Below are 26,464 nucleotides of genomic sequence, written 5' to 3' on the forward strand. Positions count from 1 at the left end.
GCCTCAGGCGCCGGTCTGCGCGGTGAGCCCCGCCGCCTCGATGCCGGCCACGGCGCAGAGCTCGTCGTTGTCCGAGGTGTCGCCCGAGATGCCGACCGCGCCGATCACGGCCTCGCCCCGACGGATGAGCACTCCGCCCGGCACCGGCACCAGGGCGGCGGGGCCGACGAGGTGGCTGATTGCGGCGACGAAGTAGGCCTGTTCCTCGGCACGCTTGTGGATCGCGCGACCGCCGAGGCCGAGGGCGAGGCAGCCATTGGCCTTGCCCATGGCCACCTCGGCCCGGCGCAGGGAGGTCCCGTCCTCGGCGCCCATGGCCTTGAGGGCGCCCCGCGCGTCGTAGACCACCACGGCCAGGGGCTTCAGCGCGTGGGCGCGAGCCGTCTCCAGGGCGATGGCGACGATGGTCTGCGCGGCGGCGAGGGTGAGGTCGGACATCGGGGCTCCGGATTTTTATCGAGCGGGCGTGCTCCTCGACTAACCCGGCGCGGCGCGACCGACCAGGGGCTCAACGCGCGTGGCGCGCCAAGAAGGCGTCGTAGCGGGCGGTGACCGCGCCCAGGCGCTCGAAATGCGGGAAAGCGCCCGTCTCCAGCACGTCGAGGGTCCAGTTCGGATCGCCGCGGAAGCGGTCGGCGTATCGGTAGTCGACGAAATCGCCGCGGGTGCCGTGCACCATCCAGACCGGCCCCTCGAGGCGGGGATAGATCCGGCCCGTCTCGGTGGCGAAGAGGTGCCCGGCCAGGAACGAGAAGGGCGCGAATTCGGCGCCGGGCTGGTGGGCCGAGACCTGATCGTATTCGAGCAGGCCCTCGTCGATGCTGCGCGAGCCCCAGGTCTTCTCGAGAAAGAACCGCATGCTCGGGCGGCTGACGAGGAGGTCGAACAGCGCCTGGCCCCAGAGCGGATAGGCCGCCACCGCCCGGGCCGTGTCGCTGCCGGACGGATTGCGGCGCTCGTAGCGCTTGTCGAAACCGGTCGGGCTGATCAGCCCCAGGCTGCGGTAATCGTCGGGGCGCGCCAGGGCCGCCCGGGCCAGGAACTCGGCCGAGAGGGAAAGCGCCATCGCGTCGATGGCGGCGCCCCCGTGCCGGTGGCGGATCTCGGCCACCATGGCGTGGATCGCGTCCGTCATGAGTTCCGGCGTGTAGATCCGGTCGCTGCGCTCGGAGAAGCCGAAGCCCGGCAGGTCGAGGGCGTAGACCGGGCGCGTCCTCGCGTAATGGCGATAGAGCGGCCGGACCTCGTAGGCGTTGGCCGCCGCGTTCACGGAATGGATCAGCAGGAGCGGCACGCCCTCGGCCGGCCCATCGGCGTAGAACGACAGCCCGCCCGCATCGCTGCCCAGGCATTCTTGCCGGGCGGGGAGGGCGGGCGGCATCCGGCGACGATGGTCGATGCCGAGGCGGCTATAGGCGATCCAGGCCCCGGCGGCACCGAAAGGAAGCAGCGCCAGCAAGGGCCCGAGCCGGCGGCGGGGGGCATCAGGCATCGTCGGGGTCCCTCGGGTTGCGCCGTCGGAAACGCCCCGGCGGTTTGGATGTTTCCGAGCGGCCTTGCGGTCGGTGCTGGTCCTTTCACGATCAGGGCGCGTCTCGCTCGCCTTGGGGGGAGGAGGGGTGCGTCGTGCCTCTTCAGCAAACGACGACCCAGGACAGGGCGCGTCCCTCTCCCCCTTGTGGGGAGAGATTAGGCGTGGGGGTGGCTTCGCCAGCCGCCGCCGGTCGAGGGAGGATGCGTGCGTAACCCCCATCACCGGAAAGGCAGCCGCGACCGCACCGTCATTCCGGGGCGCCGCAGGCGAGCCCGGAATCCAGAACCGCCGACAGCGTGAAGTCTTACACGACCTGCGTGTCTGGATCCCGGGCTCCGCTGCGCGGCCCCGGGATGACGGGGTGCTGCGGGCTGATTTCGAACACGGGGTCCTCTCCTGGAGTATCGCAGCACCGCGGGGAGCGTCTCGACCCGCTCAGGCCGTCGCGCCCTCGATCTCGCCGCTGAGTTCCAGCCACTCCTCCTCGGCCGTCTCCAGGGCGGCGGCGGCGTCGGCGCGCATCTTGGCGAGTTCGCCGGCCTTGGCCGGGTTGGCCTGGAAGGCGGTGCCGTCGGCGAGGGCCGCGTCGATCTTGGCCATGGCGTCGGTGAGCTTCTTCATGCGCGCCTCGACGCCCTCGAGCTTCTTGCGCAGGGGTGCGAGAGCGACGCGGCGGTCGGCATTGGAGCGCCGTTCCACCGCCTTGGCGCCGCCGGTGGAGTCCGCCGCGCCCTTCTCGGCCTCGCGCTCCGGCCCGGCGAGGACGTAGCGGCGGTAATCGTCCATGTCGCCGTCGAAGGCCTTCACGCTGCCGTTCGAGACGAGCCAGAGCCGGTCGGCGCAGGCCTCCACCAGGAAGCGGTCGTGGCTCACCAGGATGACGGCGCCCTCGTAGTCGTTGATCGCCTCCACCAGGGCCTGGCGGCTCTCGATGTCGAGGTGGTTGGTCGGCTCGTCGAGGATCAGGAGGTGCGGGCCGCGGAAGGCCGCGAGCCCCATGAGCAGGCGCGCCTTCTCGCCGCCGGAGAGCTGGGAGACCGGCGTCTCCGACTTGGTGCCCGAGAAGCCCAGGCGGGCCGCCGCCGCGCGGGCCTTCGATTCGGGCACGTCCGGCATCAGGTCGCGGACATGGGCGTAGGCGCTCTCGGCCGGGCGCAGTTCGTCGAGCTGGTGCTGGGCGAAATAGGCCACCTCCATCTTGGAGGAGCGGCGCAAGTCGCCGCTCAAGGGAGGCAGGCGCCCGCCGATGAGCTTGCAGAAGGTCGACTTGCCGTTGCCGTTGGCGCCGAGCAGCGCCACCCGGTCGTCGGGTGCGAGGCTCAAGTTCAGGCCCGTGAGCACGATCCGGTCCGGGTAGCCGGCCTGCACCCGCTCCATGGCGACGATGGGCGGGGAGAGCGGGCGCTCCGGGCTCGGCAGGCGGAAGGCCGGCACGTCGTCCTCGATCACCGAGGCGATGATCTCCATCTTGGCGAGGCGCTTGACCCGGGACTGGGCCTGGCGCGCCTTGGTGGCCTTGGCCTTGAAGCGGTCCACGAAGCTCTGGAGATGGGCCCGCTCCGCGTCCTGCTTCTGCTTCGCCTTGGCCTGGAGCACGCGCTTCTCGGCGACCTGCCGGGCGAAGCTCGTGTAACCGCCCCGGTAGATGCTGAGCTTGCCCCGGTCGAGGTGCAGGATATGGTCCACGCACTCGTCGAGGAGGTCGCGGTCGTGGCTGATGATGACGGCCGTGCGGGGATAGCGCTCCAGGTAGTCGTAGAGCCAGATCGTGCCCTCGATGTCGAGATAGTTGGTCGGCTCGTCGAGGAGCAGCAGGTCGGGCTCGGAGAACAGCACCGCGGCGAGCGCCACGCGCATGCGCCAGCCGCCGGAGAAGTCCGAGCAGGGCCGGCCTTGCGCCTCCGCGTCGAAGCCGAGGCCGTGCAGGATGGCCGCCGCGCGGGCGGGCGCCGAATGCGCCTCGATGTCCACCAGCCGGGTCTCGATCTCGGCGCGGCGCAGGCCGTCGGCGTGCTCGGCCTCCGCCATCAGGCGGGCGCGCTCCGTGTCGGCGGCCAGCACCACGGCGTGCAGGGTCTCGGGGCCGGCGGGCGCCTCCTGGGCCACCGCGCCGATGCGCATGCCCTTGGGCATCGACACCGTGCCGCCCTCGGTGGGCAGCTCGCCGAGGATCGCCTTGAACAGGGTGGTCTTGCCGGCGCCGTTGCGCCCGACGAGGCCGACACGGGCGCGATCCGGGATGACGAAGGTGGCGCCGTCGAGGATCAGGCGCTCGCCGATGCGGTAGGTGAGGTCGTTGACGCGGAGCATGGCGCGCTTTTGCGGGGTCGGGGCCTCACTGGCAAGCGGCCGGGGCCGCGCGCCCCGCACCGGCCTGTGCGGTTGGCGCGGACCTCGCATCCACGCCTATCGGCAGGCGAGCAGTACGGGACAGCTTGACCCAGGAATTGCACGGCGTATCGATCAGGTTCGATCATCGAGGGGGCAGGACGCGTGACCACAGGACGGCTGACGACCATCCCGTTCTTCAAGGAGCCGGGAATCGAGCTGTCCGTCTACGAGACGCGCTGCCACTGGCGCCGCTTCGACGAGAACGAGGTTCTGGTCGATTACGACGACGTCTCCACCGACGTCTATTTCCTGGCCTCCGGCGAAGTGCGCATCCTCAACCGCTCGCAATCGGGCAAGGAAGTGATTCTCGGCGAGATGCGCGGCGGCGCCTTCTTCGGCGAGCTGGCCGCGCTGGACGGCATCGGCCGCTCGGCCAACGTCACGGCCCTGACCCGCGGCGAGGTCTGCGTGGTGCCCGCCCCCGTGTTCCGGCAGATCATCTTCGCCTCCGAGGCGATCGCCGACCGGCTGTTCCGCCTGTTGGCCAAGCGCGTGCGTGAGCTGAACACCCGCCTGATGGAGCACGCGCTCCTCGACCTGCGCCACCGGCTCTATGCCGAGCTGCTGCGCCTGTCGGTGCCCCGCGCCGGCGGCGACGGCGAGCGGGTGGTCACGCCGCCGCCCTACCACCATGTGCTCGCCGCCCGCATCGGCTGCCGCCGCGAGCAGGTGACGCGGGAATTCACCGTGATGGCGGCCGACGGCCTGATCGACCGGACGCGCGGCGCCCTGGTGATCCGCCGGCCCGACCTCCTGGAGGCCCGCGTCGCCGAAGCGCTGCGCGAGGACGGCTGAGGGTCCGGCACCCGCGATGGCGTCGACGCGCGCGCCCGGTCCCGCCGGCCTGCTGACCTGTGCCGGCCTCGGCAAGCGCTTCGGCGCGCACGCGGCGGTGGCCGACCTCGACCTCACCCTGCAGCCCGGCGAGTTCGTCTGCCTGCTCGGTCCCTCCGGTTGCGGCAAGAGCACGCTTTTGCGCCTCATCGCCGGCTTCGAGACCCCGACCTCGGGCACGATCCGCCTCGGGGACACCGACATCACGGCCGACCCGCCGCATCGCCGGCCGGTCAACATGATGTTTCAGTCCTACGCCCTGTTCCCGCACATGAGCGTGGCCGCCAACATCGCCTACGGCCTCACCGGCCTCGCGCGCGCGGCGCGTCAGGCGCGGGTGGACGAGCTCCTGCGCCTCGTGCGTCTCGACGGGTTCGGCCCGCGCAGGCCCGACACCCTGTCCGGCGGGCAGCGGCAACGGGTGGCGCTGGCCCGCGCCCTGGCGCGCGCGCCGAAGGTGCTGCTCCTCGACGAGCCGCTGGGCGCCCTCGACCGCGCCCTGCGGGAGGAGACGCAAGGGGAGCTGCGCGCCCTGCAGCGGCGCCTCGGCACGAGCTTCCTCGTGGTCACCCACGATCCCGGCGAGGCCCTGGCGCTGGCCGACCGCATCGGCGTGATGGAAGGCGGCCGCCTCGCGCAGATCGGCGACGGGGCGAGCCTGTACGAGCGCCCGGCCAACCGCTTCGTCGCCGGGCTCCTGGGCGACGTGAACCTGATCCCGGGCCGGGTGCCGGATCGCGACCCCGGCGGCCTGTCCACCCTCGACACCGCGCTCGGGCCAATGCGCGCCCGCGGCGCAGCCGACGGGGAAGGCGTCATCGCCCTGCGGCCCGAACGGATCGCGCTGGCCCGCACCCCGTCCGGGGACGGACGGGCCCTGCCCGGGCAGGTGGTCGAGACGACCTATCTCGGCGACCGCATCCGGCTCCGGGTCCGCATGGCCGACGGATCGCTCTGGCGGGTGAGCGCGCCCACGGGCGCCGACGCGCCCGGCGTGGGAGAGACCGTCCACCTGTCCTATCCGCCCGAGCGGGCCTGGCTGATGCCGGCGGCGGGGTGAGCATGAAGCGCTGGCTCCCGGTCCTGCCCGCCCTGTGGCTCGCCGCCTTCGTGCTGCTGCCGGTGATCCTGACCCTGAAGATCAGCCTCTCGACGCCGGCCACCGCGCAGCCGCCCTACCTGCCGGTGCTCGACTGGAGCGCGGGGTTCGAGGGTTGGGGCAGCTTCCTCGAGGCCCTCGACTTCGCCAACTTCGAAACGCTGGCGGGCGACGCCCTCTACCGCGACGCCGCCCTGTCCTCCGTGACGCTCGCGGCCGTCGCCACCGCGATTCTCGCCCTGATCGGCACCCCGATCGCCCACGCCATGGCCCGCGCCCCGGAGCGCCGTCAGCCGCTCCTCGTGGCGCTCCTCATCGTGCCGTTCTGGACGAGCTTCCTCATCCGCATCTATGCCTGGATCGCGATCTTGAAGCCCGAGGGGCTGCTCAACGCCGGCCTGATGCGGCTCGGGCTGATCGCGCAGCCCCTGGAGATCCTGAACACCCAAGGGGCGGTGCTGATCGGGCTCACCTACGCCTACCTGCCCTTCATGGTGCTGCCGCTCTACGCCGTGCTGGCCAAGCGCGACCCACGCCTGGCCGAGGCCGCGGCCGATCTCGGCGCCGGGCCCGCGCGGGTGTTCTGGACCGTGACCCTGCCGCTGGCCCGCCCCGGGCTGGTGGCCGGGGCGCTGCTCTGCTTCGTGCCGATGGTGGGCGAGTTCATCATCCCGGACCTGCTCGGCGGCTCGGACACCCTGATGCTCGGGCGGGTGCTGTGGAGCGAGTTCTTCTCCAACCGCGACTGGCCGCTCGCCTCCGCGGTGGCGATCCTGGTCCTCGTCCTGGTGGTCGGCCCGCTGATCCTGTTCCGCGAGGACGGGGCGACCGCGCGGGAGGCCGGCCGGTGAGGGCCCTCGACCGCATCGCCCTCACGTTCGGGCTCGGCTTCCTCTACGCGCCGATCCTGATCCTGGTGGTCTACTCGTTCAACGCCTCGGCCCTGGTCACGGTCTGGGGCGGGTTCTCGACCCGTTGGTACGGCGTGCTCGCCGCCGACGCCCCCTTGCGCGCGGCGGCCGGCGTCTCCCTCGCGGTGGCGCTGGCCTCGGCCGCCCTCGCCACGGTGTTCGGGACCCTGGCGGCCCTGGCCCTCGACCGGGGCGGGCGCTTCGCCGGCCGGCGGGTCTTCACCGGGCTGATCTACGCGCCGCTGGTCATGCCCGAGGTGATCACCGGGCTGTCGCTGCTGCTGCTCTTCGTCGGCCTCGGCCTCGATCGCGGCCTCCTCACCCTGGTCGTCGCGCACGCGACCCTCGGCCTCGGCTTCGTGGCGGTGATCGTCGGGGCGCGCCTGCGCGGTCTCGACGGCGCGCTGGAGGAGGCGGCGGCCGATCTCGGCGCGGCGCCGGGCCGGGTCTTCGCCACCGTCACCCTGCCGCTGATCGCGCCCTCGTTGGCGGCGGGCTTCCTCCTCGCCTTCACCCTGTCCCTCGACGACCTCGTCATCGCGAGCTTCGTCTCGGGGCCGGGGGCGACGACCCTGCCGATGCGGCTCTACAGCCAGGTCCGGCTCGGGGTGAACCCGGAGATCAACGCGGCCTCGACGCTTCTCGTCGGCACCGTCACCGCCCTCGTGCTCACCGCCTCGTGGCTGACCGGGCGCAAGGGTGTAGCCTGAAACGCCGAGGGCCGGGCTTCCGCTACGGGGCGTAGGCGCGGGCGCCCGCCGGGAGGGCCAGCCCGACGGCCGGCATCCGCAGGGACTTTGACGGCGCCACCGCGCCGCCGCGCAGGTCCGGCGTGGCGTCCTGGGCGAGGCTGCGCACGTCGAGGTTGCCGAAGGGACCCGCGATCTGGACGCGCATCGGCGGCCGCTTCTCCGACGCCGTCCCCCGTGCGGAGATCTCCGCGAGGGTGTCGCAGCGCCGGTCCGGCAGCGAGACGGTGCCGCGCAGGGAGGCGGCCATGACGTTGGCCTCCATCGTGCCCTCGGTGATCTCGCCGATTCCGTCGCGGAAGCGCAGGCTCAAGGTCGCACGCTCGAACGCCGTGCGGCCGACGCGCCGGGCCGGCATCCGGTTGCGCTGGGCCGCCTCGTTCAGGTCGAGCCCGATCAGGGTGCCGGCGTCGACCGAGAGGGCGGCATGACCGTCGAGATGCTGCAGGAGCGCGTGCAGGTCGGCCCCCGAGCCCTCGGCCTGGAACTGGCCCTGCGCCGTGCCGAGGATCCAGTTCTCCGGGCGCAGCGCGCCGGGGACGACCGCCAGGTCGAGCCGGTCGAAGGCACCCTGCACCTTGGCGTCGGTCACGGCCGCGTCCTCGGGCGAGGTGGCGAGGGCGAGGCGGCCCTTGAGGGTTCCGCCCCCCAGGGCGGCGCGGCTCAGGGACGCCTCGATATTCCCGTCCCGGACCAGGACGCTGGCGGCCAGGTCCTCGGCGAGGATCGGACCGAACCGGGCCGCGCCCGCCGAGATTCGCAGGTCGAGGTCGCCGCCGGTATAGGGCGCGAGGGCGAGGGCGCGCAGGCGCCAGTCGGGGGCGCCGGCGGTGGCGCCGACGGCTCTCAGCAGATCCGCCAGCAGGGGGGCCAGGTTCAGCGTCTCGGCCGCCAGGGTCGCCTGCACGGCTGGACGGCCCCGTTCGAAGGAGACGGCACCGGCCCCCTCCAGGCGATTGTCGCCGAAGGAGACCCGGACGTTGGGCAGCAGGAGCTGACGCCCCGTCATCTCGAAATTGCCGGTCATCCCGAACGCCCTGACGAACGGCGAGAGGGCGACGTCGCCACCGGCCCAGGCGAGGGTCTCCGGCAGGGACCGCGTCTCGAACTGGCCGAGCCCGGTGAGTGTCAGGCCCTCGGCCCGGACGACGCCGCTGCCCTCGGCCGTGAGGGTCCCGGCGGCCCAGCTCGCCGTGAGGGCGTAGGGGGTGGCGCCGCCGTCGAGGAGGTCGATCACCCGCAGGCCCGAGACGGAGAACCGCGTCGGCATGGCGCTCCACTGGAAGCTGCCGAAGATCTCGGCCTGGGCGCTCCAGAGCGGCCAGGACAGGGTCAGGTCGAGGTCGCGGGCGGTCTGGGGAGAGCCGTCCCGGGGATCGAGGCCCTTGGCGACGGCACGCGACAGGCTGATGCGGCGCGGATGCGCGGCGCCGTCCACCGCGAGGCGCGCGCCGAGAAGCCGAACGGGCTCGGCCCAGCGGGCGTCGTCCGGCCCCGAGGGCAGGTAGACCGTCGCGCCGTCGAGCCCCAGGGTGTTCACCTCGAGGCGCCCCGTCAACAGGGCCAGCAGGCTCAGCTGGAGGGAGAGGGCGCCGCCCTCCGCCAGGACGGGACCGTCGACGCCGCCCGCGGCCAGGCGGACATCGCGAAACCCCAGGCGCGGCAGCGGCAGCAGGGTGACCTCGGTCGGCCCCCGCGCGGTCATGGCGAGCCCGTAGACCCGCGCGAAGTCCCGTGCCACGAAGGCCCGCAGGCGCGGCGTCGCGACCGACCAGGGCAGGCAGGCGGCCGAGAGGGCGACGACGAACGCCGCGAGGCACATCAGGGACAGGAGGCGGCGCAGGGGCATTCCCCTCCATCCGGTGTGTGGGACGCGCGGCGGACCGCGTGATCGACGAGGGGATGGGCGTGTCCGGCCCCGGCAGCCGCGACGCGCGGAAGACCCGGCGACCCTCTCCTGATAGGCCTCGGCGCCCGGCTTGTCTCCCCGGGCGGGGGCGACGCCCCGGTGCCATCCACCACGCAGCGCGCCGGAACGGTCCCGCCGGCCCGAGCGCCCCCGGGCCACGCCGTCCGGTCGGACCCGCGCTCAGACCCGATCCGAGCGGTGCCGCGCAGTGCAAAATGTAACGGCCGCACCGCGACAAGGGGTTGGCAGGACGCCGCTTTCGCGTGACGGTCGCGCCGACGAAGAACAGAACCACACAGGAGGGCATCCATGAAGAAGGTTTATCCCGACGCCACGGCGGCGCTGGCCGGCGTGCTGAAGGACGGCATGATGATCATGTGCGGCGGCTTCGGCCTCTGCGGGATTCCCGACGCCCTGATCGATGCGATCCGCGCGTCCGGGGTGAAGAACCTGACCGTGGTCTCCAACAATGCCGGCATCGACGGCGTCGGCCTCGGCAAGCTCCTGGAAACCCGCCAGGTCGCCAAGATGATCTCGTCCTATGTGGGCGAGAACAAGGAATTCGCCCGCCAGTACCTCGGCGGCGAGCTCGCCATCGAGTTCAACCCCCAGGGCACGCTGGCCGAGCGCATCCGCGCCGGCGGCGCCGGTATCCCGGCCTTCTATACCAAGACCGGCGTCGGCACCCTGATCGCCGAGGGCAAGGACGTGCGCGAATTCGACGGCGAGGACTACGTGATGGAGCGCGGCCTGTTCGCGGACCTCGCCATCGTCCACGCCTGGAAGGGCGACACCGAGGGCAACCTGATCTACCGGAAGACGGCGCGGAACTTCAATCCGATGATGGCCACCGCCGCCACGATCACCGTGGCCCAGGTGGAGCATCTGGTGCAGCCCGGCGAGATCGATCCCGACACCATCATCACCCCCGGCATCTTCGTGAAGCGCCTCGTCCACGTGCCGGAGCGCGAGAAGCGCATCGAGCAGCGCACCACCCGCAAGCGCGGCGAGCCCGCCGTGCCGCCCGCCGCCGTCTGAGAGCCGACAAGGAGACCACGATCATGGCCTGGACCCGCGAACAGATGGCCGAGCGCGCCGCACGAGAGCTGCAGGACGGCTACTACGTGAACCTCGGCATCGGCATCCCAACCCTCGTGTCGAACTACATCCCGGACGGGATGTCGGTGCAGCTGCAATCCGAGAACGGCATGCTCGGCATGGGCCCCTTCCCCTACGAGGGCGAGGAGGATGCCGACCTGATCAATGCCGGCAAGCAGACGATCACCGCGCTGCCCACCACCAGCTACTTCTCCTCGGCCGAATCCTTCGGGATGATCCGGGGCGGCCACATCAACCTGTCGATCCTCGGCGCGATGCAGGTGGCCGAGAACGGCGACCTCGCCAACTGGATGATCCCGGGCAAGATGGTGAAGGGCATGGGCGGCGCCATGGACCTCGTGGCCGGCGTCAAGAAGGTGGTTGTGGTGATGGAGCACACCGCCAAGGGCAAGGACGGCTCGGAGAGCCCCAAGCTGCTGGACGCCTGCGACCTGCCGCTCACCGGCACCCACGTGGTCGACATGGTCATTACCGACCTCGGCGTCTTCGCCATCGACAAGAAGGGCGACGGGGGCATGACGCTGGTCGAACTCGCCGACGGCGTCACCGAGGACGAGGTCCGCGCCAAGACCACGGCCCGCTTCACCACCAAGCTCGCCTGAGCGGCGTGGTCCCGGGCGGAGCCGCTCCGCCCGGGCGACGGAAACCCGCCCGGCGCCGGCCGCGGCGGGTTTTTGCGGGCCCGAGGGTCCCCGCGCGCCGGCGGCGCCCTACCGTAAGGCACAGGTCCAAACGGGAGCGCACGACATGGCAGTGGTATCCAAGACGGTGATGGACGAGGGCAGGGCGGCCAAGCAGGCTGGCCAGCCGGACTCCGTCAATCCCTATCCGGCCGGCTCGCAGAACAGCGCCGACTGGCTCGAGGGCTACACCTACGACGAGGCCGAGCAGAACACCGACCGGGCCGAGAGTGACACCTGAGGACCGCGCGGGAGCCGGCGCCGCCGGCTCCCGCTTCGCCGGGGTCGAGTGGGTCACCGCCGAATGTGCCCGCGACCGGGCACGACGATCGGAATCGTTCGCGCCACACCGGACCACGGGATCGGTGCCGGGCGGGCCAAGCCTGGATAAAGAATTTGAACAATTGATTGCGGGCCTGCGTTGGTCGATCAGCTAACGAAAACTGGGAGATACCGCAGCATGTCTATCAAGACCCTTGCCTTTGCCGGCTCGATCGCCCTGGCCCTGACGGGGACCGCCTTCGCGCAGACCGCGACGGGTACCGAGGGCAACATGAACAATCCGGGCAGCGTGAAGAGCAACAGCGAGAAGTCGATGGAGCGGATGGGCGCCCCCGCCACCACGGGTTCGACCATGGCCCCGGCTGGCACCTCCGGCGGGCCCAGCACCGCGACCGTCGGCGCGCCCGGCGGCAGCACCGGCGGCAACGGCGAGACCGGCAGCGGCGCGGCCCCCAGCGGCAAGTAAGCCCGCAAGTAAGCCCGTGAGCAGGCCCCATCGGGGTCCGTCGAAGGGCCTGAGTGCGTTCCGAGCCCCGCAGCCCCACTGCGGGGCTTTTTGCGAGCCCGACTACGAACCCGTGTAGCCGAGCGCGGCGGCGGCGGCCTTCAGGCGGCCGAACGCCTCCGCGTAGCGCGCATGCCGGGCTTCGCCGTTCGCCAGCGTCCGGTCGGGGCTGAGATTGTCCTCCGTGTCGGACATCTTGATCAGCAGCCCCCCGAGATGGCCACTGGCGATCAGGGCGGAGATGCGTGCGTCGTACGGCACCGGCTCGGCGGACTTCGTCAGCATCACCACCATAGCGATGACAGCGTCGGAAAAGCCTTCGGCCCGCAGGGCGATCGGGGTGGTCGGGGTGTCCTCGAGGACGTCGTGGAGGATCGCGGCCTGCATCACCTCCATCGGCTCGATGGCGAGGCGGTCCACCGATTTCGCGTGCCCCGCCCGGCCGACCGCCGCATTGGCGACCCGCTCCAGGTGGCGAATGTAGGGTTGCCCGCCTTTATCGATTTGCCCCGCATGCGCGATCATCGCGAAGCTGTGGGCCTCGAAGATGGATGCCATGCCGCGCGCTCCTCTCCGGCCGGACCTGCCGGCCCGGTAGACCATTCCGCCGAGCGATCCACAAGCGCGGCCGTGCATCGGTGGTTCGGCCCGGAAACGGGACGTCGCCGACCGGTAACGTTAGCGGCCCATTAAGCGGAACCGTCGAAATCAGGGGATGTGCCGGGGCGTTCGCCCGGCCCTTCGAGTGCAGCGTGAGGACAGTGGCGTATGGGCAGCGTTCCGGCGACGATGGACAATGTGGTCCCCTTCCGACGCGCCCTCCGCCCCCAGCCGTCGGCGGCAGCCCCGTCGGCGCCCCGCGGCGGCCTCGCGGCCCGGCGCAGCGAGCAGCGTGCCCTGATGGATTCGGTTTATGCCACGGGCAGCCTGTCCGTGGCGGCGGGCGACCGCGAGACCAAGCTGATCGCGGCGCGGCTCCAGGTCTACGGCTTCGTGCTGATCGAGGAGATCGGGGCCGACGGCACGCCCCGGCGCCTGCGCCCGTCCGAGGCCATCCGCGCCCGGACCGAGTCGCCGTGGCGCCTCTCGAAGGCGAGCTACGGCGCGGGTGCCGGCCTCGCGGTCACCATCCCGGCCGTCGACGACTTCCTGTTCGACCAGCCGGCCGACCGTCCGGCCTGAGGAGGCCGCGCACGCCTCTGTGGCCGCCGGGAGACATCGGCAATTTCCTCGTCGGCGCCGTGGTTCTGATCATCGAATTCTCAGGCCGGGCGTGAGATGAAGGGTCTCGTTTCACTCCCGGCCATACCGCCATGCTGTCCGCCTCAGAAAACATCGTCATCCAGCACCGTGAGATCGTCGCCGTCCTGGTGACCTACGGGATATTCCTGGCCGGCGTGATGGGTGTGGCTTGGTTGATCGCGTAGCCGCGGCCCGGTTGATCGCATAGGCACGGCCGGCTTGATCGCGTAGGCGCGGCCCAACTGATCGCCTGAGCGGACGCGCCGTCGCGGGGTCGGAACCGCGCGGGTTTCACCCCGGTTTTCCGCCCGATCGTTTCGGGAGAGAACCGCATGGCAGACAAGGGTGACGACCACGCCGAGACCTACAAGGCGTTCCACGAGGCCGTGAACATGACGGCGGCCAAGCTCGACGCGTTCCTGGAGACCGACGAGAGCCAATCGGTCGGCCAGAAGAAGGATGGCGGCGAAGCCACCGGCCACCGCGAGGGGCGGCGCATCGTCGAGCTTCTGCGCACCAAGAAGACCGACCTCACCGACGACGACTACGCGCACATGGCCAAGGTCGTCGGCTACGTGCACCGTCACCTCAAGCAGGGCGGCCCGAAGGAGGCCGACAAGGTGAAGGAGTCCCCCTGGCGCCTGTCGCTGATGAATTGGGGACACGATCCGCTGAAGGACGACTGAGTCCGGCCCGGAGCGGGCTTCGGATCAGGTCGGATCGCGGGTTGGAAAACCACCGGCCGTCCCGCGTTGGGGAAACCTGGTGGAGCTGAGCGGGATCGAACCGCTGACCTCCGCAGTGCGATTGCGGCGCTCTCCCATCTGAGCTACAGCCCCGTTCCGGGGTGGCGGCCTTTTAGGCTCGCTCACGCCGACCTGTCAATTCCCGAAATCCTGCAGCTTTGCGTGGGCGTGATGCGTCCCGCGGGCGCGGGCCACGAGGACATCGTTTCCGCGCATGAACGCCTTCATCTGGCTCTTCGACACCGTCGTGCAGCTCTACATCTACGTCCTCATCGCCAGCGCCGTCCTGAGCTGGCTCGTGGCGTTCAATGTGGTGAATGTCCGCAACCCGATCGTGTCGCAGATCGGCGAGGTGCTCTACCGCCTCACCGAGCCGGTGCTGCGCCCGATCCGAAACATCCTGCCCAACCTCGGCGGCGTCGATCTTTCGCCGATCGTGCTGGTGCTGCTGCTGCTGTTCGCCAGCCGCCTGCTGCACGAATTCGTGCCGACGCAGACCTCCGTCTACATCCGCTGACCGGTCGGGCTTTCGAGGGGCGGGGCGCAACGACGGCCCGCCCGACATCAAAAAACAGACGCGCCATCGCGTCGCCCTGGGGACGAGACCGTCATGAAGACCAATCCCGGCCGATTCTTCGAGGATTACCGCCTCGGGGAAACCCTCCGTCACGCCACGCCTCGCACGGTCACCCTCGGCGACGTCGCGCTCTACACGTCGCTCTACGGCCCGCGCTTCGCCGTGCAGTCCTCGGACGCCTTCGCGCGCGCCATCGGCTATCCGCAGAGCCCCCTCGACGACCTCCTCACCTTCCACGTGGTCTTCGGCAAGACCGTGCCGGACATCTCCCTCAACGCGCTGGCCAATCTCGGCTACGCCGAGGGCGGCTTCCGCCGGCCGGTCTATCCGGGCGAGACCCTCTCGACGGTCTCCGAGGTCATCGGCCTGAAGGAGAGCTCGAACCGCCAGACCGGCGTCGTCTACGTGCGCTCCACCGGCTCGGACGCCAACGGCGAGACCGTGCTGAGCTACTGCCGCTGGGTGCTGGTGAAGAAACGCGACCCCGAGGCCAAGATCGCGCAGGAGCACGTGCCGACCTTCGCCAAGGTGGTGGACCCGGCCGACCTCGCCGGGGCCCTGCCGCCCTTGAACCCGGCCGCCTATGATTGCGCGCTCTCAGGCTCGCCCCACCGATTCGGCGACTACGTCGTCGGCGAGAAGATCGACCATGTCGACGGCATGACCGTCGAGGAGGCCGAGCATCAGATCGCCACCCGCCTCTACCAGAACACCGCCAAGGTGCATTTCGACGGCTACGCCGCCAAGGACACCCGCTTCGGCCGCCGGCTGATCTACGGCGGCGTCGTGATCTCGCTGGCCCGGGCCCTGAGCTTCAACGGCCTCGGCAACGCCTTCGCGCTGGCGGGCATCAATGCCGGCCGCCACGTCGCCCCGCTCTTCGCCGGCGACACGGTCTATGCCTGGAGCGAGGTGCTGGAGACCGCCGAGCTCCCCGGCCGCACCGATATCGGGGCGCTGCGCCTGCGCACGGTGGCCACCAAGAACCAGCCCTGCGGCAACCACCCCGACAAGGTCGGCGACGCCTACGACCCGTCGGTGATCCTCGACCTCGACTACTGGGCGTTCATGCCGCGCTGACCCCCCGGTCCCGGCCCGGCGCATGACGGGCCGGGCGGGCTGGTCCGGTGGCGACGAGCGGCGGATGCCGTGCGGGGTCGCGAACCGGACGTGGAAGGCGACGCAGTCCCCGGCCAGGTCGGGCCGTCGCCGCCGGCGAACCGCTCCCCGGCGACTCAGCGCCCTGCTCGCCGGCAGACCCGCGGCGGCGGTCGCGGGACGGCTCGCGACCATCCCGCCGAGGGTCGGGACCACCCCGCCGAACGCTCCGTCCGCGAAGGACCGGGCCTCGGCGTCCACGGCCCGGGCAGCGACGACACGATTCTCGGCTTTGGCCTGCTCCGCCGCGGACGCTCAAACGGTACCCGTCGCCTGGTCGTGCCCCCGCTCCCCCCCGGCTTCGGATCCAGGCGCCGCGCGCACTGCGCGATGCCATCGGCGATGCCGCGACGGATCTCGTCGTCGCGGGCGCCCCCGGCGTTTCCGGTGCGGGACGGCTCCGCGATATGCGCTCGGATCGCGTCGCTCAGGCCGCCGCCGACACAGTCGCCCCCGTCCGAAACGTCGCCTTGTCTGCGTGAAAGTCGACGCATCTCGTGCGCAGGACTGCGGCTCCATTTCCCATCGTCGTCGAATACAGTCTGCCGGCCTCTCGCAGGAAGTCTTCAAAGCAGATCATTAGGACACCTGGGTCGACCTGCTTTTCTGGACACATGCGCCGGATCATCGCCCAAAAAATTCGCGTAGCGACCAATCGGGGCCGGAGCGAAGCCCCCTCCGCACCCCCGATTTCTGGCACTTCCGCATTAGAACAATTAGGAATTGTTGCCGCAAAGGCACGGGCCCCGAACCATTTTCTGCCGACGCTTGATCACCAGCGCGTGATCGAATAACCGCCAGACATGTCGACGTATCGATGAGCAATTTAGGATCACTCTAAGGTAATCCTCAAGAGTTCGATACGCGGCGTGGGCGCCAGCACAAGGATTTACGGGTGCGCAAGATCACCTCAGCGCTGTCAGCAACCTCGACGTATGCTTTGATCAGCACGACTGCGCTGGTTTTCAGCTCGGCAGGTCTGACGTCGAGCGCCAAAGCGCAAGAATCCGTGCGGCTCGACGAGCTTTCGGTGGCGGGGCCTTCCGGGGGGACGGGGCGCGGCGGCCAGGGCGTCGGGCTCCTGAAGGATCTGCCGCCGCCCTATGCCGGGGGCCAGTTCGCGCGGGGCGGATCCCTCGGTGTGCTCGGAACGCGGGACGCCCTGAACACGCCGTTCAGCACCGTCAACTTCACGCAGCAGGTCATCCAGGACCAGCAGGCGCGCACCGCGGCCGATACCCTCGTCAACGACGCTTCGGTCCGCCTGACGACGGCCAGCAACGGCTTCAGCGACACCTTCCAGATCCGCGGCTTCGAGGTTCAGGCGCAGGATGTCGGGTTGAACGGCCTCTACGGCCTGGTCTCGTCCAATCGCGTGGCGGCGCAGTACATCGAGCGCATCGAGCTTCTGAAGGGACCCGGCGCGTTCATGTACGGCATTCCGCCGGGCGGCAGCGTCGGCGGCAGCATCAACATCGTTACGAAACGCGCCCTCGATGTGCCCTTCGTCCAGGTGACGCCGCAATACATCAGCCCCGGCAATTTCGGTGTTCATGTCGATGCCAGCACCCGCGGCGGCGAGAACAAGGAATGGGGCGTCCGCTTCAACGGCCTGGCCCGGGACGGCGAGGCGACGATCCGGGACGGAAAGCTGCGGACGGGACTCGGGGCCCTGTCCCTCGACTATCAGGGTGAGCGCCTGCGCTGGGCGCTCGACGTGATCTCCCAGAACGACGACACCAAGAATTTCCGGCCGCAGATCGGCCTGCAATCGGATATCGCCTTCATCCCGCGCCCGCCCAGCGGGCGCAGCAACTGGTTCCCGGGGACGCAACTCCAGCAGCGGGACAACACGGTCGCCTCCTTCCTGGAATACGATCTGACCGACTGGCTGACGGCCTATGGCGGGATCGGATATCGCGCGGGGTCCAATCGGCAGACCTTCCCGGATTACCGGGTGTTCGGCTTCCCGAGCGGTGCCGACGTTCTCGGCAACTTCCGGCTCGTGAACGCCTTCTACGATTCCTACAGCAGCACCGTCAGCGGCAATGCCGGTCTGAAGGCCCGCTTCGACACCGGGTTCATCAATCACTCGGTGAACCTCGTCTATACCGGGTTCACGCGGGAGGACGGCTACGCCTACGTGGCGAACTCGGCCGACGAGTCGGTCCCGTCCAACATCTATCGGCCGGCGCCGCTGCCAGTCGTGACCGGCGAGCGGATCGCCCCGCAGCGCTATGCCGGGACCACCCTGACGAGCGTCGCCATCGCAGACACGATGTCGGCCTTCGACGACACCGTCCTGCTGACCGCCGGCGTCCGCTATCAGATGGTGAACCAGAAGAGCTACGACACCGTCACCCAGGCGCGGACCAGCGAATACGACGCGGACGCCACGTCGCCGCTCGCCGGCATCGTGTTCAAGCCCTGGAAGAACGTCTCCCTGTACGCGAACTATGCCGAAGGCCTGACGGCCGGCACCATCGTGGGACCCGGCTACAGCAACGCGGGCGCGATCCTGAGTCCCTACAAATCGGATCAGCAGGAAGTCGGCATCAAGGTCGACTGGGGCATCCTCACGACGACGGCGGCCCTGTTCCAGATCAGCCGGCCGGACCAGGTCCAGACGGCGACCAACGCCCTGGCGTATAACGGCGAGCAGCGCAACCAGGGTCTGGAGCTGTCGGCCTTCGGGGCGCTCGCACCGACCCTGCGCGGATTCGCGAGCGCGACCTTCCTGCGTCCCGAACTGACCAAGCCGATCGACCCGCTCCAGCGCGGGAACGACGCCGCGGGCGTCCCGGACCTGACCGTCTCCGCCGGCCTCGAATGGGATACCCCCTGGGTCCCGGGCCTCGCCCTGAACGGCCGGGTCCTCTACACCTCCGGCTCCTTTCTCACCGGCGCCAACACCGTCCGCTTCCCGGACTGGACGCGGTTCGACCTTGGCTTCCGCTACGCGAAGATCCTCGACGACAGGCCGTTCGTCTTCCGCTTCAACGTCGAGAACGTGGCGGACAACCGGTACTGGCTGACGACGGGCACCTTCGTGACGGTCGCCTCGCCCCGGACCTTCGTCGTGTCCGCCTCCTATACGTTCTGACGGGACCGAACGGCCTGGAGCGGCTCCGACCGGACGCGATCCCTCGGGGCCGCGACGGGAAAAGCGCGGGGACGCTCATCGCACCTTGGCGCTCCGACCGGGCTCCGGCGCGGAGGTCTTGCGGGCCGCGCCTCCCGTCGGCAAACATCGGGCCGACGACACCTTCGGAGGAAGCTTTGCCATGCCGGCTGAACCGACCAAGGGACCGGCGTCGTATTTCCCGTCGATCGAGAAGCGGTACGGCCGCCCGATCGCGGCGTGGCAGCAACTCGTCCGGGAGAGACTTCCGGCCAAGCACATGGACCTCGTGGCGATGCTGAAGGCCGAGCACGGGATGGGGCATGGACACGCCAACGCGATCGTGTCGCACGTCCTGGCAGCGCAGAAATCGTGACGCGCTCCCGCTGACACCGCGCGCCGACGGCGGCGGAGACCGCGCGGCCCTCTCAGTGGCGCAGACGCCCTGCGGTGGCCGTCATCCCCCGAACCATCCGGCCACCGCCCGGCGCAGCGGGTTGCCCGGGTCGGAGAGGAGGCGCAGGGCCATCAGGCAGGCGATGGTGACGAGGAGCGGGCGGATCAGCCGGGCGCCCATGCGGATCGCCAGGCGCGAGCCGATCTGCGCACCGAGAAAGGCGCCCACCGCCATCATCAGGCCGATCGTCCAGACCACGTGGCCGCCGAGCGCGAAGAGCGCGAGGCTGCCGAGGTTGCTCGCGGCGTTGGCGAGCTTGGTGTGGGCGGTGCCCTTCACCACGCCCAATCCCAGCAGGGTCACGAAGCCGATCATGTAGAAGGCGCCGGCGCCGGGGCCGAACACTCCGTCGTAGAAGCCGACCGCCGGGGCCCAGGTCAGGGCGAACCAGTTCGGGGTGATCCGCGCGGTGGCGTCTTCGTTGCTCATGCGCTTGGCGGTCGCGAAGTAGATCGCGATGGCCACGAGGAGAATCGGCACGGCGGCATCCAGCACCGCGCGCGGCAGCAGGCTGACGCAGAGCGCGCCCGCCACCGAGGCGCAGCCGGCGCTCACCGCGATCTTCCAGGCGTCGGGCCAGTGGATCAGGCGGCGGCGCGCGAAGGCGAGGGTCGAGGAGACCGCGCCGGCACTGCCCTGGAGCTTGTTCGTAGCGATCGCCGAGACGGGATCGAGGCCGGAGAGCAGCAGGGCCGGCAGGGTCAGGAGACCCCCGCCGCCGGCGATCGCGTCGACGCAGCCGGCCGCCACCGCGACCGCGAACAGACCCGCGATCAGGCCGATATCCACCCCGAAGATCATCCCGTCCTCATGTCATGGTCCAGTGAGGGCCGACTGGAGGCGGGATGGCGATCGAGGGGAAGCGCCGGACGCACGCCTTAGTTGCGGACGACGACCTTGGTGCCGACCTTGGCGCGATCGTAGAGATCGACCACGTCCTTGTTGGTCATGCGGATGCAGCCCGAGGAGACGGCGGCGCCCATGGTCTCGGGCTCGTTCGAGCCGTGGATGCGGTAGAGCGAGGAGCCGAGGTAGAGCGCCCGGGCGCCGAGCGGATTGTCCTGGCCGCCGGCCATGAAGCGCGGCAGGTCGGGGCGGCGCGCCAGCATCTGCGACGGCGGGCGCCAATCCGGCCACTCCTTCTTCATGGTCACGTGCTTCTCGCCGGACCACGAGAAGCCCTGGCGGCCGACGCCGACGCCGTAGCGCACGGCCTGGCCGCCGCCGAGCACGTAGTAGAGCCGCCGCTGGCTGGTCGAGACCACGATGGTGCCGGGCTTCTCGGCGCCCTTCCAGGCGACGGTCTCGCGCGGAATCGCCTGCTCCTTGAAGATGTTCATGAAGTCGGCGATCGGCCCGCTGTCGAACGGGTTTCCGGCGAAGGCCGGTCCGGTCGATACGGTTAGGGCCGCCGTGAGGGCGGATGCGGCGAAAACGCGGCGCGTCTGCATGGTCTCTCCTCCAGCCGAGGACCGGCAAAGGGCGGGCGCGAGGACCCGGCTTTCCCGGAGGCTTGTGGTCGGGGGCGAGAGCCTTGGCGCGATGGGGAAGGGGGGTCAACCGCACCGCGATCGAACGCGGTGCCCCTGTGTGATCCCGGCAACGCCCCGACTCGGGATCCCTCGGAGGGCCATCAGGCCCCCAGACACGATGCCGCAGGAACTTGCGGCCAAGCCCGCTTATCCCCAGACTCGGTGCGGTGAGACCCAACACTGTCCAGATCGCACGCGCCGCCGAAGCGGCTTCGCACGTGCATGAACCGGCTTCGCCCTCGGCGGCGCGCCCGGTCGTGCGCGCCGTCGGCGTGTTTGCGTCCGGTCTCCTCGCGCTCCTGCTCCTCGTCTGCGCCGTCCTGCCTCTGATGCGGATGGCGGGGGACGTACCGCACGGCTTCGCCCGCCAGACTGTGATGTCTCAGGCCTCGCTGCCCGAGAACCGGGACACGATCCTGCGCGTCTCGGCTGCGATGGCCGACCTCGACGACAGCTTCGGCAGCGTCGCAACCCTGCGGATCCCGCGCGTGACGAAGCACAGGGTGGATCGCCTCGCGATGCCGCGCAGCCTACGGGTCCTTGCGACGCGCGCGGTCGCTCCCCTCGAGCGCCCCCCCAGGCTCGCCCTCCCGGCCTGAACGGTCCGGAGTCGTCCGGCGCTCACGGAATTCGACGTCACTTTTTCGCGTTGAATACAACCCGTGTCGTCGGAACGCCCAGATTGTGGGCCATCTCCGGGATCGTCACCGGACGATTCGGGCCGGGTCTAAGCGATGCGACCCGCGCCGCCGCGGCGCGGGCGATGCCTCGGCCCCTGTCACCGCCCCCACCGCGCCCGGCCATGCCATATGGCCCAGCGCTTGCCATGGCCCGGACCGCTCGCGGCGACGGGGCCCTGGACCCTGAATGCGGCGATGCCGGCCTGCGCCACGCGGGCCATCCGCCAGAATCTCGCAGGAGCGACGCGATCGTGACGTCTTTCAATCACCGCCTGTTCGGGGCCCGGCCGACCGCGCTCGCCGCGGGCGTCGTCCTGGTCGCTCTCTCTGCCTGCAATCAGAAGCAGCAGGCCGCGGCGCCGGTTCCGGGCCCGATCCCCGAGGTCAACATCGTGACCGTCCGCGAGCAGCCGATTCCGTACGTTCGGGATCTCCCCGGCCGCGTGGCGCCCCTGCGCATCGCCGAGGTCCGCTCGCGGGTGTCCGGCCTCGTCGTGAAGCGCACGTTCGAGCAGGGCAGCCTCGTGAAGGAGGGCGACCTCCTCTATAAGATCGACCCGGCCCCCTTCGCGGTCGAACTGCAGAGCGCCGAGGCCGCCCTCGCCCGCACCGAGGCGGCGCAGGTCCTCGCGAGCCAGCAGGCCGACCGCCTGGAGCAGCTGCTCTCGCGCCAGACGGCGAGCCAGGCCCAGTACGACAGCGCCTACGCCGCCCTGAAGCAGGCCGAGGCCGAGGTTGCCGGCGCCAAGGCGGCCCGCGACCGGGCCAAGCTCAATCTCAACTGGACCGACGTCCGCGCGCCCATCTCCGGCCGCATCGGCCGCGCGCTCCTCACCGAGGGCACGCTGGTGGAGCAGGGCGGCACCGCCAACCTCGCCACCATCCAGCAGCTCGACCCGATCTACGTCGACATCACCCAGTCGGTGGGCGAGCTGAACAAGCTGCGCCGCGATCTCGCCAGCGGCGAGCTCTCGCGCCTCTCGGCCGACACGGCCAACGTTCACATCATCATGGATGACGGGACGCTCTACGGCTCGGCCGGCAAGCTGCTGTTCTCCGACGTCACGGCGGACCCGAGCACCGGGCAGGTCACCCTGCGCGTGCTGTTCCCGAACCCGCATGACGAGCTCTTCCCGGGGATGTACGTGCGCGCCCGCATCAAGCAGGGCATCGACACCGATGCGCTCGCGGTGCCGCAGCAGGCGATCCAGCGGACCAACGACGGCAAAGCCGAGGTCTGGGTGGTGCGCGACGACAGCAAAGTCATGCTTCAGCCCGTGGAAGTCGGCCCGGTGGTCGACAACCAGTGGGTCATCCGCTCCGGCCTGAAGGCCGGCGACCGGGTGGTCGTCGAAGGCGTGCAGAAGATCACCGTCGGCCAGCAGGTGAAGACCGTCGAGCTGAAGATCGCCACCGCCGACGCCGAGCCGAAGCCCCGTGATACGGAGGTACCGGAGCGCGAGGCCGCCGAGGCGCCCGGCACGCCCAAGCCTGCGTCATCGACCTCGGCGTCGCCCAATTCCGATTCACCGAGTTCTGCCTCACCCAAGCCCGTGTCGCAGGTGCGCTGAACCATGGCTCGCTTCTTCATCGACCGACCGGTCTTCGCCTGGGTCGTCGCCCTCTTCATCATCCTGGGCGGCCTGCTCACGATCCCGCAATTGCCGGTGGCGCAGTATCCCGTGATCGCGCCCCCCTCCATCGCGCTCTCGACCGCCTATCCGGGCGCCTCGGTGGAGAACCTCTACACGGGCACCACGCGGCTCATCGAGGATGAACTGAACGGGGCCGCCAACATCCTGAGCTTCGAATCGGCCAGCGACGCCTTCGGCGTCGTCGAGATCACGGCCCAGTTCCAGCCTGGCACCGATTCGAGCCTCGCGGGCGTCGAGGTGCAGAACCGCCTCAAGCGCGTCGAGGCCCGGCTGCCCGCCGAAGTGCGCCAGCAGGGCACCTTGGTGGAGGAGGCCTCCGCCGCGACACTGCAGATCATCACCCTGGTCTCGCCCGACAAGTCGATGGACGAGATCGCGCTCGGCGACTTCCTCATCCGCAACGTCATCAATGAGATCCGCCGCATCCCCGGCGTCGGGCGCGCGACGCTGTACTCCACCGAGCGAAGCCTGCGCATCTGGATCGATTCCGACAAGTTGCGCGGTCTCTCGCTTAACGCCTCGGACGTGTCGAAGGCGATCTCGAACCAGAACGTCCAGATCGCCTCCGGCGCCGTCGGCGCCATGCCGAGCCCGCAGAACAACCCGGTCAACTTCCCCATCATCGTGAAGGGCCAGATGACCGCGCCGGAGGAGTTCGGCGCCATCGTGCTGCGCGCCAATTCCGACGGCTCCAACGTACGCTTGCGCGACGTCGCCCGGATCGAGCTCGGTGGCGAGGACTACAAATTCACGACCCGCCTCGACGGCGGCGAGGCCGCCGGCATCTCCGTCACCCTGGCCCCCGACGGCAACGCGCTCCAGACCGCCTCGGCCATCCGCGCCAAAATGGAGGAGCTGTCGCAGTTCTTCCCGTCGAACGTGAAGTGGGACATCCCCTACGACATCACCCCGGCCGTCGAGGCTTCCATCGAGAAGGTGCTGCACACCCTCGTCGAGGCGGTGGTGCTGGTGTTCATCGTGATGTTCGTCTTCCTCCAGAACATCCGCTACACGCTCATCCCCACCATCGTGGTCCCGATCGCCCTGATGGGCACCTGCACGGTGATGCTGCTCGCAGGCTTCTCGGTGAACGTGCTCACCATGTTCGGTATGGTGCTCGCCATCGGCATCCTCGTCGATGACGCCATCGTGGTGGTCGAGAACGTCGAGCGCATCATGAACGAGGAAGGCCTCTCTCCGAAGGAGGCCACCCGCAAGGCGATGAGCCAGATCACCGGCGCCATCATCGGGATCACGCTGGTGCTGATCGCGGTGTTCATCCCGATGGCGTTCTTCCCCGGCTCGGTCGGCATCATTTACCGCCAGTTCTCCATCGCCATGGTGACCTCGATCGCGTTCTCGGCGCTGCTGGCCCTGTCGCTGACCCCGGCCCTGTGCGCGACCCTGCTCAAGCCCATCGAGAAGGGCCACGGCCATTCGAAGGGCGGCGTCTTCGGCTGGTTCAACCGGGTGGTGGATCGCGAGACCGCCCGCTACGGCCGCGGCGTCGCCGGGCTGATCAAGCGCTCCGGCCGGGTCATGCTGGTCTATCTCGCCCTGGTCATCGGCCTCGGCTACGCCTTCCTCCGCCTGCCGGAGGGCTTCCTGCCGGTGGAGGATCAGGGCTTCTTCACCGTCGACATCCAGACCCCGCCCGGCTCCTCCTTCAACCGCACCGAAGCGGCGGTGAAGAAGGTCGAGGAACACCTCCTCGCGCAGCCCGGCGTCGCCACCGTGACCGTCGTCAACGGCTTCTCATTCTCCGGCCAGGGACAGGTCACCTCGCAAGCCTTCGTGACCCTGAAGCCCTGGGGTGAGCGCGATGCCGACAACTCGGCGGCCAAGCTGATCGAGGGCACCAACAAGGCTTTGGCATCGTACAAGGACGCGGTGATCCAGGCCCTCGAGCCGCCGCCGATAGACAATCTCGGCAACGCCTCGGGCTTCAGCTTCCGCCTCCAGGATCGCGCGCAGAAGGGCTACTCGGCCCTGATGGCGGCCCAGGAGCAGTTGCTGTCGCTCGCCCGCAAGAGCCCCGTCCTTCAAAAGGTCTATGTCGAGGGCCTGCCCCCGGCGCCCCAGGCGGAACTCGTCATCGACCGCGAGAAGGCGGCCGCCCTCGGAGTCAACTTCGAAGAGATCAACAACACCATCCAGGTCAATCTCGGCTCGGTCTACACCAATGACTTTCCGAACCGGGGCAAAATGCAGCGCGTCATCGTTCAGGCCGAGGACGCACAACGCCTGAAGGCGGCCGACATCCTGAACTACGGGGTGAAGAACGCCTCCGGGACCATGGTGCCGATGTCGTCCTTCGCCGACCTGAAATGGGGCGTCGGCCCGGCCCAGATCATCGGCTTCAACGGCTACCAGTCGGTGCGCATCACCGGCGAGCCGGCCCCGGGCTACACCTCGGGCGACGCGCTGAATGAAATGGAGCGGCTGATGGAGCAGTTGCCGAAGGGCTTCGGCTACGCCTGGACCGGCCAGTCGCTGCAGGAGAAGCAGGCGGGCTCACAGGCCTCGCTGCTGCTCGGCCTCTCGATCCTGATCGTGTTCCTATGCCTGGCCGCCCTCTACGAGAGCTGGTCGATCCCGTTCTCCGTGCTGCTGGTCATCCCGCTCGGCGTCATCGGCTCCGTGGCGGCGGTGTACCTGCGCGGGCTGCCGAACGACGTCTACTTCAAGATCGGGATCATCACGATCATCGGTCTCTCGGCCAAGAACGCGATCCTGATCGTGGAATTTGCCAAGGACCTCTGGAAGCCGGGAACCTCCCTGGTGGACGCGACCATCGAGGCGGCGACGCTCCGCTTCCGACCGATCGTGATGACCTCGCTGGCCTTCATCTTCGGCGTGGTGCCCCTGGCGATCGCCTCCGGCGCCGCCTCGAAGAGCCAGCAGGCGATCGGCACCGGCGTGCTCGGCGGCATGATCTCGGCCACCATCCTGGCGGTGCTGTTCGTGCCGGTGTTCTTCGTGGTGGTGATGCGGATCTTCCGCCGCAAGGACGCTACCGAGGGCATCCAACCCAAGGCGGAGCCGGCCACGGTGCATGGGCCCCATCACGCCCCGGCCGAGTAGTCCGGCGCGGCGGAGCTCACCCACCGGGGAGCTCCGCACATGAGAAAGGGGCGCGCGGTCCGATCGACCGCGCGCCCCTTTTCTTCCAATGTCCGGTCGCGACGGGGGCCGAGCCTCAGACCAGATCCGGCTGATCCCTTCGGGATGGCGGATCTGGGCTTCGCCCAGACGACGCGCCGGCTTGCCTGAATTACGCTCC

Annotated in this window: 24 protein-coding genes and 1 tRNA gene; 17 read left to right on the forward strand and 8 right to left on the reverse strand. The window is 69.8% G+C overall.

The genetic code is table 11. The annotated features are described in order from the left end of the window. Positions 1-3: 3 nt before the first annotated feature. From ASG51_RS01200 to ASG51_RS01210, 3 genes are all read right to left on the reverse strand, one after another. Positions 4-438, reverse strand: coding sequence for a heme-binding protein (locus tag ASG51_RS01200; RefSeq protein WP_056378537.1), 435 nt, complete (start codon positions 436-438; stop codon positions 4-6). Positions 439-508: 70 nt separating this feature from the next. Beyond that, a complete protein-coding gene (locus ASG51_RS01205; RefSeq protein ID WP_056378539.1) occupies positions 509-1,492 on the reverse strand; it encodes an alpha/beta fold hydrolase in 984 nt (327 codons plus the stop codon). A gap of 477 nt (positions 1,493-1,969) precedes the next feature. Further along, positions 1,970-3,844 carry an ABC-F family ATP-binding cassette domain-containing protein gene (locus ASG51_RS01210; protein ID WP_056378542.1) on the reverse strand — a complete coding sequence of 625 codons (1,875 nt, stop codon included), beginning with the start codon at positions 3,842-3,844 and terminating at the stop codon, positions 1,970-1,972. A 183-nt stretch (positions 3,845-4,027) separates the two neighbouring features. Here ASG51_RS01210 and ASG51_RS01215 point away from each other — a divergent pair, with 183 nt between their 5' ends. Genes ASG51_RS01215 through ASG51_RS01230 form a run of 4 tightly spaced genes read left to right on the forward strand, consistent with a single transcriptional unit; the run spans position 4,028 to position 7,479 of the window. Continuing rightward, positions 4,028-4,720, forward strand: coding sequence for a Crp/Fnr family transcriptional regulator (locus ASG51_RS01215; RefSeq protein WP_056180343.1), 693 nt, complete (start codon positions 4,028-4,030; stop codon positions 4,718-4,720). A gap of 16 nt (positions 4,721-4,736) precedes the next feature. Further along, positions 4,737-5,819 (forward strand): ABC transporter ATP-binding protein, encoded by a 1,083-nt coding sequence (locus ASG51_RS01220; protein ID WP_056378544.1) that lies wholly within the window; start codon positions 4,737-4,739, stop codon positions 5,817-5,819. Between the two features lie 2 nt (positions 5,820-5,821). Continuing rightward, positions 5,822-6,709, forward strand: a complete 888-nt coding sequence (locus tag ASG51_RS01225; protein ID WP_056211188.1) for an ABC transporter permease subunit — start codon at positions 5,822-5,824, stop codon at positions 6,707-6,709. Further along, a complete protein-coding gene (locus ASG51_RS01230) occupies positions 6,706-7,479 on the forward strand; it encodes an ABC transporter permease subunit (RefSeq protein WP_056378546.1) in 774 nt (257 codons plus the stop codon). The genes ASG51_RS01225 and ASG51_RS01230 overlap by 4 nt, the downstream gene beginning before the upstream one ends. A 22-nt stretch (positions 7,480-7,501) precedes the next feature. Here the strand turns inward: ASG51_RS01230 and ASG51_RS01235 are convergent, their stop codons facing one another. Further along, a complete protein-coding gene (locus ASG51_RS01235; protein ID WP_056378548.1) occupies positions 7,502-9,367 on the reverse strand; it encodes an AsmA family protein in 1,866 nt (621 codons plus the stop codon). 369 nt (positions 9,368-9,736) lie between these two features. Between ASG51_RS01235 and ASG51_RS01240 the strand changes: the two genes are divergently transcribed. The 4 genes from ASG51_RS01240 to ASG51_RS01250 all read left to right on the forward strand — a co-directional run bounded on the left by ASG51_RS01240 (position 9,737) and on the right by ASG51_RS01250 (position 11,974). After that, entirely contained in the window at positions 9,737-10,465 is a 729-nt protein-coding gene (locus ASG51_RS01240) for a CoA transferase subunit A (RefSeq protein WP_056211200.1), read from the forward strand. 23 nt (positions 10,466-10,488) lie between these two features. After that, positions 10,489-11,148 carry a 3-oxoacid CoA-transferase subunit B gene (locus ASG51_RS01245; protein WP_056211202.1) on the forward strand — a complete coding sequence of 220 codons (660 nt, stop codon included), beginning with the start codon at positions 10,489-10,491 and terminating at the stop codon, positions 11,146-11,148. 145 nt (positions 11,149-11,293) lie between these two features. Next, positions 11,294-11,467 (forward strand): hypothetical protein, encoded by a 174-nt coding sequence (locus ASG51_RS24545; protein WP_200927198.1) that lies wholly within the window; start codon positions 11,294-11,296, stop codon positions 11,465-11,467. Between the two features lie 219 nt (positions 11,468-11,686). Next, positions 11,687-11,974, forward strand: coding sequence for a hypothetical protein (locus ASG51_RS01250; protein WP_056354045.1), 288 nt, complete (start codon positions 11,687-11,689; stop codon positions 11,972-11,974). Between the two features lie 102 nt (positions 11,975-12,076). Here ASG51_RS01250 and ASG51_RS01255 read toward each other — a convergent pair whose 3' ends face one another. After that, complete coding sequence (locus tag ASG51_RS01255; RefSeq protein ID WP_056378550.1) at positions 12,077-12,571, reverse strand: HD domain-containing protein; 495 nt, start codon at positions 12,569-12,571, stop codon at positions 12,077-12,079. 210 nt (positions 12,572-12,781) lie between these two features. Here ASG51_RS01255 and ASG51_RS01260 point away from each other — a divergent pair, with 210 nt between their 5' ends. Both ASG51_RS01260 and ASG51_RS01265 read left to right on the forward strand, forming a co-directional pair. After that, positions 12,782-13,195: a hypothetical protein gene (locus ASG51_RS01260; RefSeq protein WP_056211207.1), complete on the forward strand. Its 414-nt coding sequence runs from the start codon at positions 12,782-12,784 to the stop codon at positions 13,193-13,195. Between the two features lie 392 nt (positions 13,196-13,587). Further along, positions 13,588-13,941 carry a DUF3140 domain-containing protein gene (locus tag ASG51_RS01265; protein ID WP_056378552.1) on the forward strand — a complete coding sequence of 118 codons (354 nt, stop codon included), beginning with the start codon at positions 13,588-13,590 and terminating at the stop codon, positions 13,939-13,941. Between the two features lie 77 nt (positions 13,942-14,018). Here the strand turns inward: ASG51_RS01265 and ASG51_RS01270 are convergent. Then, positions 14,019-14,094 (reverse strand) — tRNA-Ala (locus ASG51_RS01270). 121 nt (positions 14,095-14,215) lie between these two features. Here ASG51_RS01270 and ASG51_RS01275 point away from each other — a divergent pair. The 4 genes from ASG51_RS01275 to ASG51_RS01290 all read left to right on the forward strand — a co-directional run bounded on the left by ASG51_RS01275 (position 14,216) and on the right by ASG51_RS01290 (position 19,233). Continuing rightward, complete coding sequence (locus ASG51_RS01275) at positions 14,216-14,518, forward strand: YggT family protein (protein ID WP_056211211.1); 303 nt, start codon at positions 14,216-14,218, stop codon at positions 14,516-14,518. Positions 14,519-14,611: 93 nt separating this feature from the next. Next, a complete protein-coding gene (locus ASG51_RS01280) occupies positions 14,612-15,658 on the forward strand; it encodes a MaoC family dehydratase (RefSeq protein WP_056272585.1) in 1,047 nt (348 codons plus the stop codon). Positions 15,659-16,766: 1,108 nt separating this feature from the next. Beyond that, complete coding sequence (locus tag ASG51_RS01285; protein ID WP_244480035.1) at positions 16,767-18,839, forward strand: TonB-dependent receptor; 2,073 nt, start codon at positions 16,767-16,769, stop codon at positions 18,837-18,839. Positions 18,840-19,020: 181 nt separating this feature from the next. Beyond that, positions 19,021-19,233 carry a DUF4287 domain-containing protein gene (locus ASG51_RS01290; RefSeq protein WP_056378553.1) on the forward strand — a complete coding sequence of 71 codons (213 nt, stop codon included), beginning with the start codon at positions 19,021-19,023 and terminating at the stop codon, positions 19,231-19,233. Positions 19,234-19,314: 81 nt separating this feature from the next. Here ASG51_RS01290 and ASG51_RS01295 read toward each other — a convergent pair whose 3' ends face one another. Together ASG51_RS01295 and ASG51_RS01300 are read right to left on the reverse strand one after the other, a co-directional pair. After that, a complete protein-coding gene (locus tag ASG51_RS01295; protein ID WP_056378555.1) occupies positions 19,315-20,115 on the reverse strand; it encodes a TSUP family transporter in 801 nt (266 codons plus the stop codon). Between the two features lie 77 nt (positions 20,116-20,192). Then, positions 20,193-20,765, reverse strand: a complete 573-nt coding sequence (locus ASG51_RS01300) for a L,D-transpeptidase (RefSeq protein ID WP_056272567.1) — start codon at positions 20,763-20,765, stop codon at positions 20,193-20,195. Between the two features lie 248 nt (positions 20,766-21,013). Here ASG51_RS01300 and ASG51_RS01305 point away from each other — a divergent pair, with 248 nt between their 5' ends. From ASG51_RS01305 to ASG51_RS01315, 3 genes are all read left to right on the forward strand, one after another. Further along, positions 21,014-21,445, forward strand: a complete 432-nt coding sequence (locus ASG51_RS01305) for a hypothetical protein (protein WP_156389519.1) — start codon at positions 21,014-21,016, stop codon at positions 21,443-21,445. Positions 21,446-21,777: 332 nt separating this feature from the next. After that, the gene (locus ASG51_RS01310) at positions 21,778-23,097 is read left to right on the forward strand and encodes an efflux RND transporter periplasmic adaptor subunit (RefSeq protein ID WP_244472753.1); all 1,320 of its coding nucleotides are present in this window, start codon (positions 21,778-21,780) and stop codon (positions 23,095-23,097) included. Between the two features lie 3 nt (positions 23,098-23,100). Further along, positions 23,101-26,265: a multidrug efflux RND transporter permease subunit gene (locus ASG51_RS01315; protein WP_056211226.1), complete on the forward strand. Its 3,165-nt coding sequence runs from the start codon at positions 23,101-23,103 to the stop codon at positions 26,263-26,265. The last annotated feature ends 199 nt before the right edge of the window (positions 26,266-26,464 follow it).

It is taken from the genome of Methylobacterium sp. Leaf465 (genome assembly GCF_001424705.1).
Taxonomy (GTDB): domain Bacteria; phylum Pseudomonadota; class Alphaproteobacteria; order Rhizobiales; family Beijerinckiaceae; genus Methylobacterium.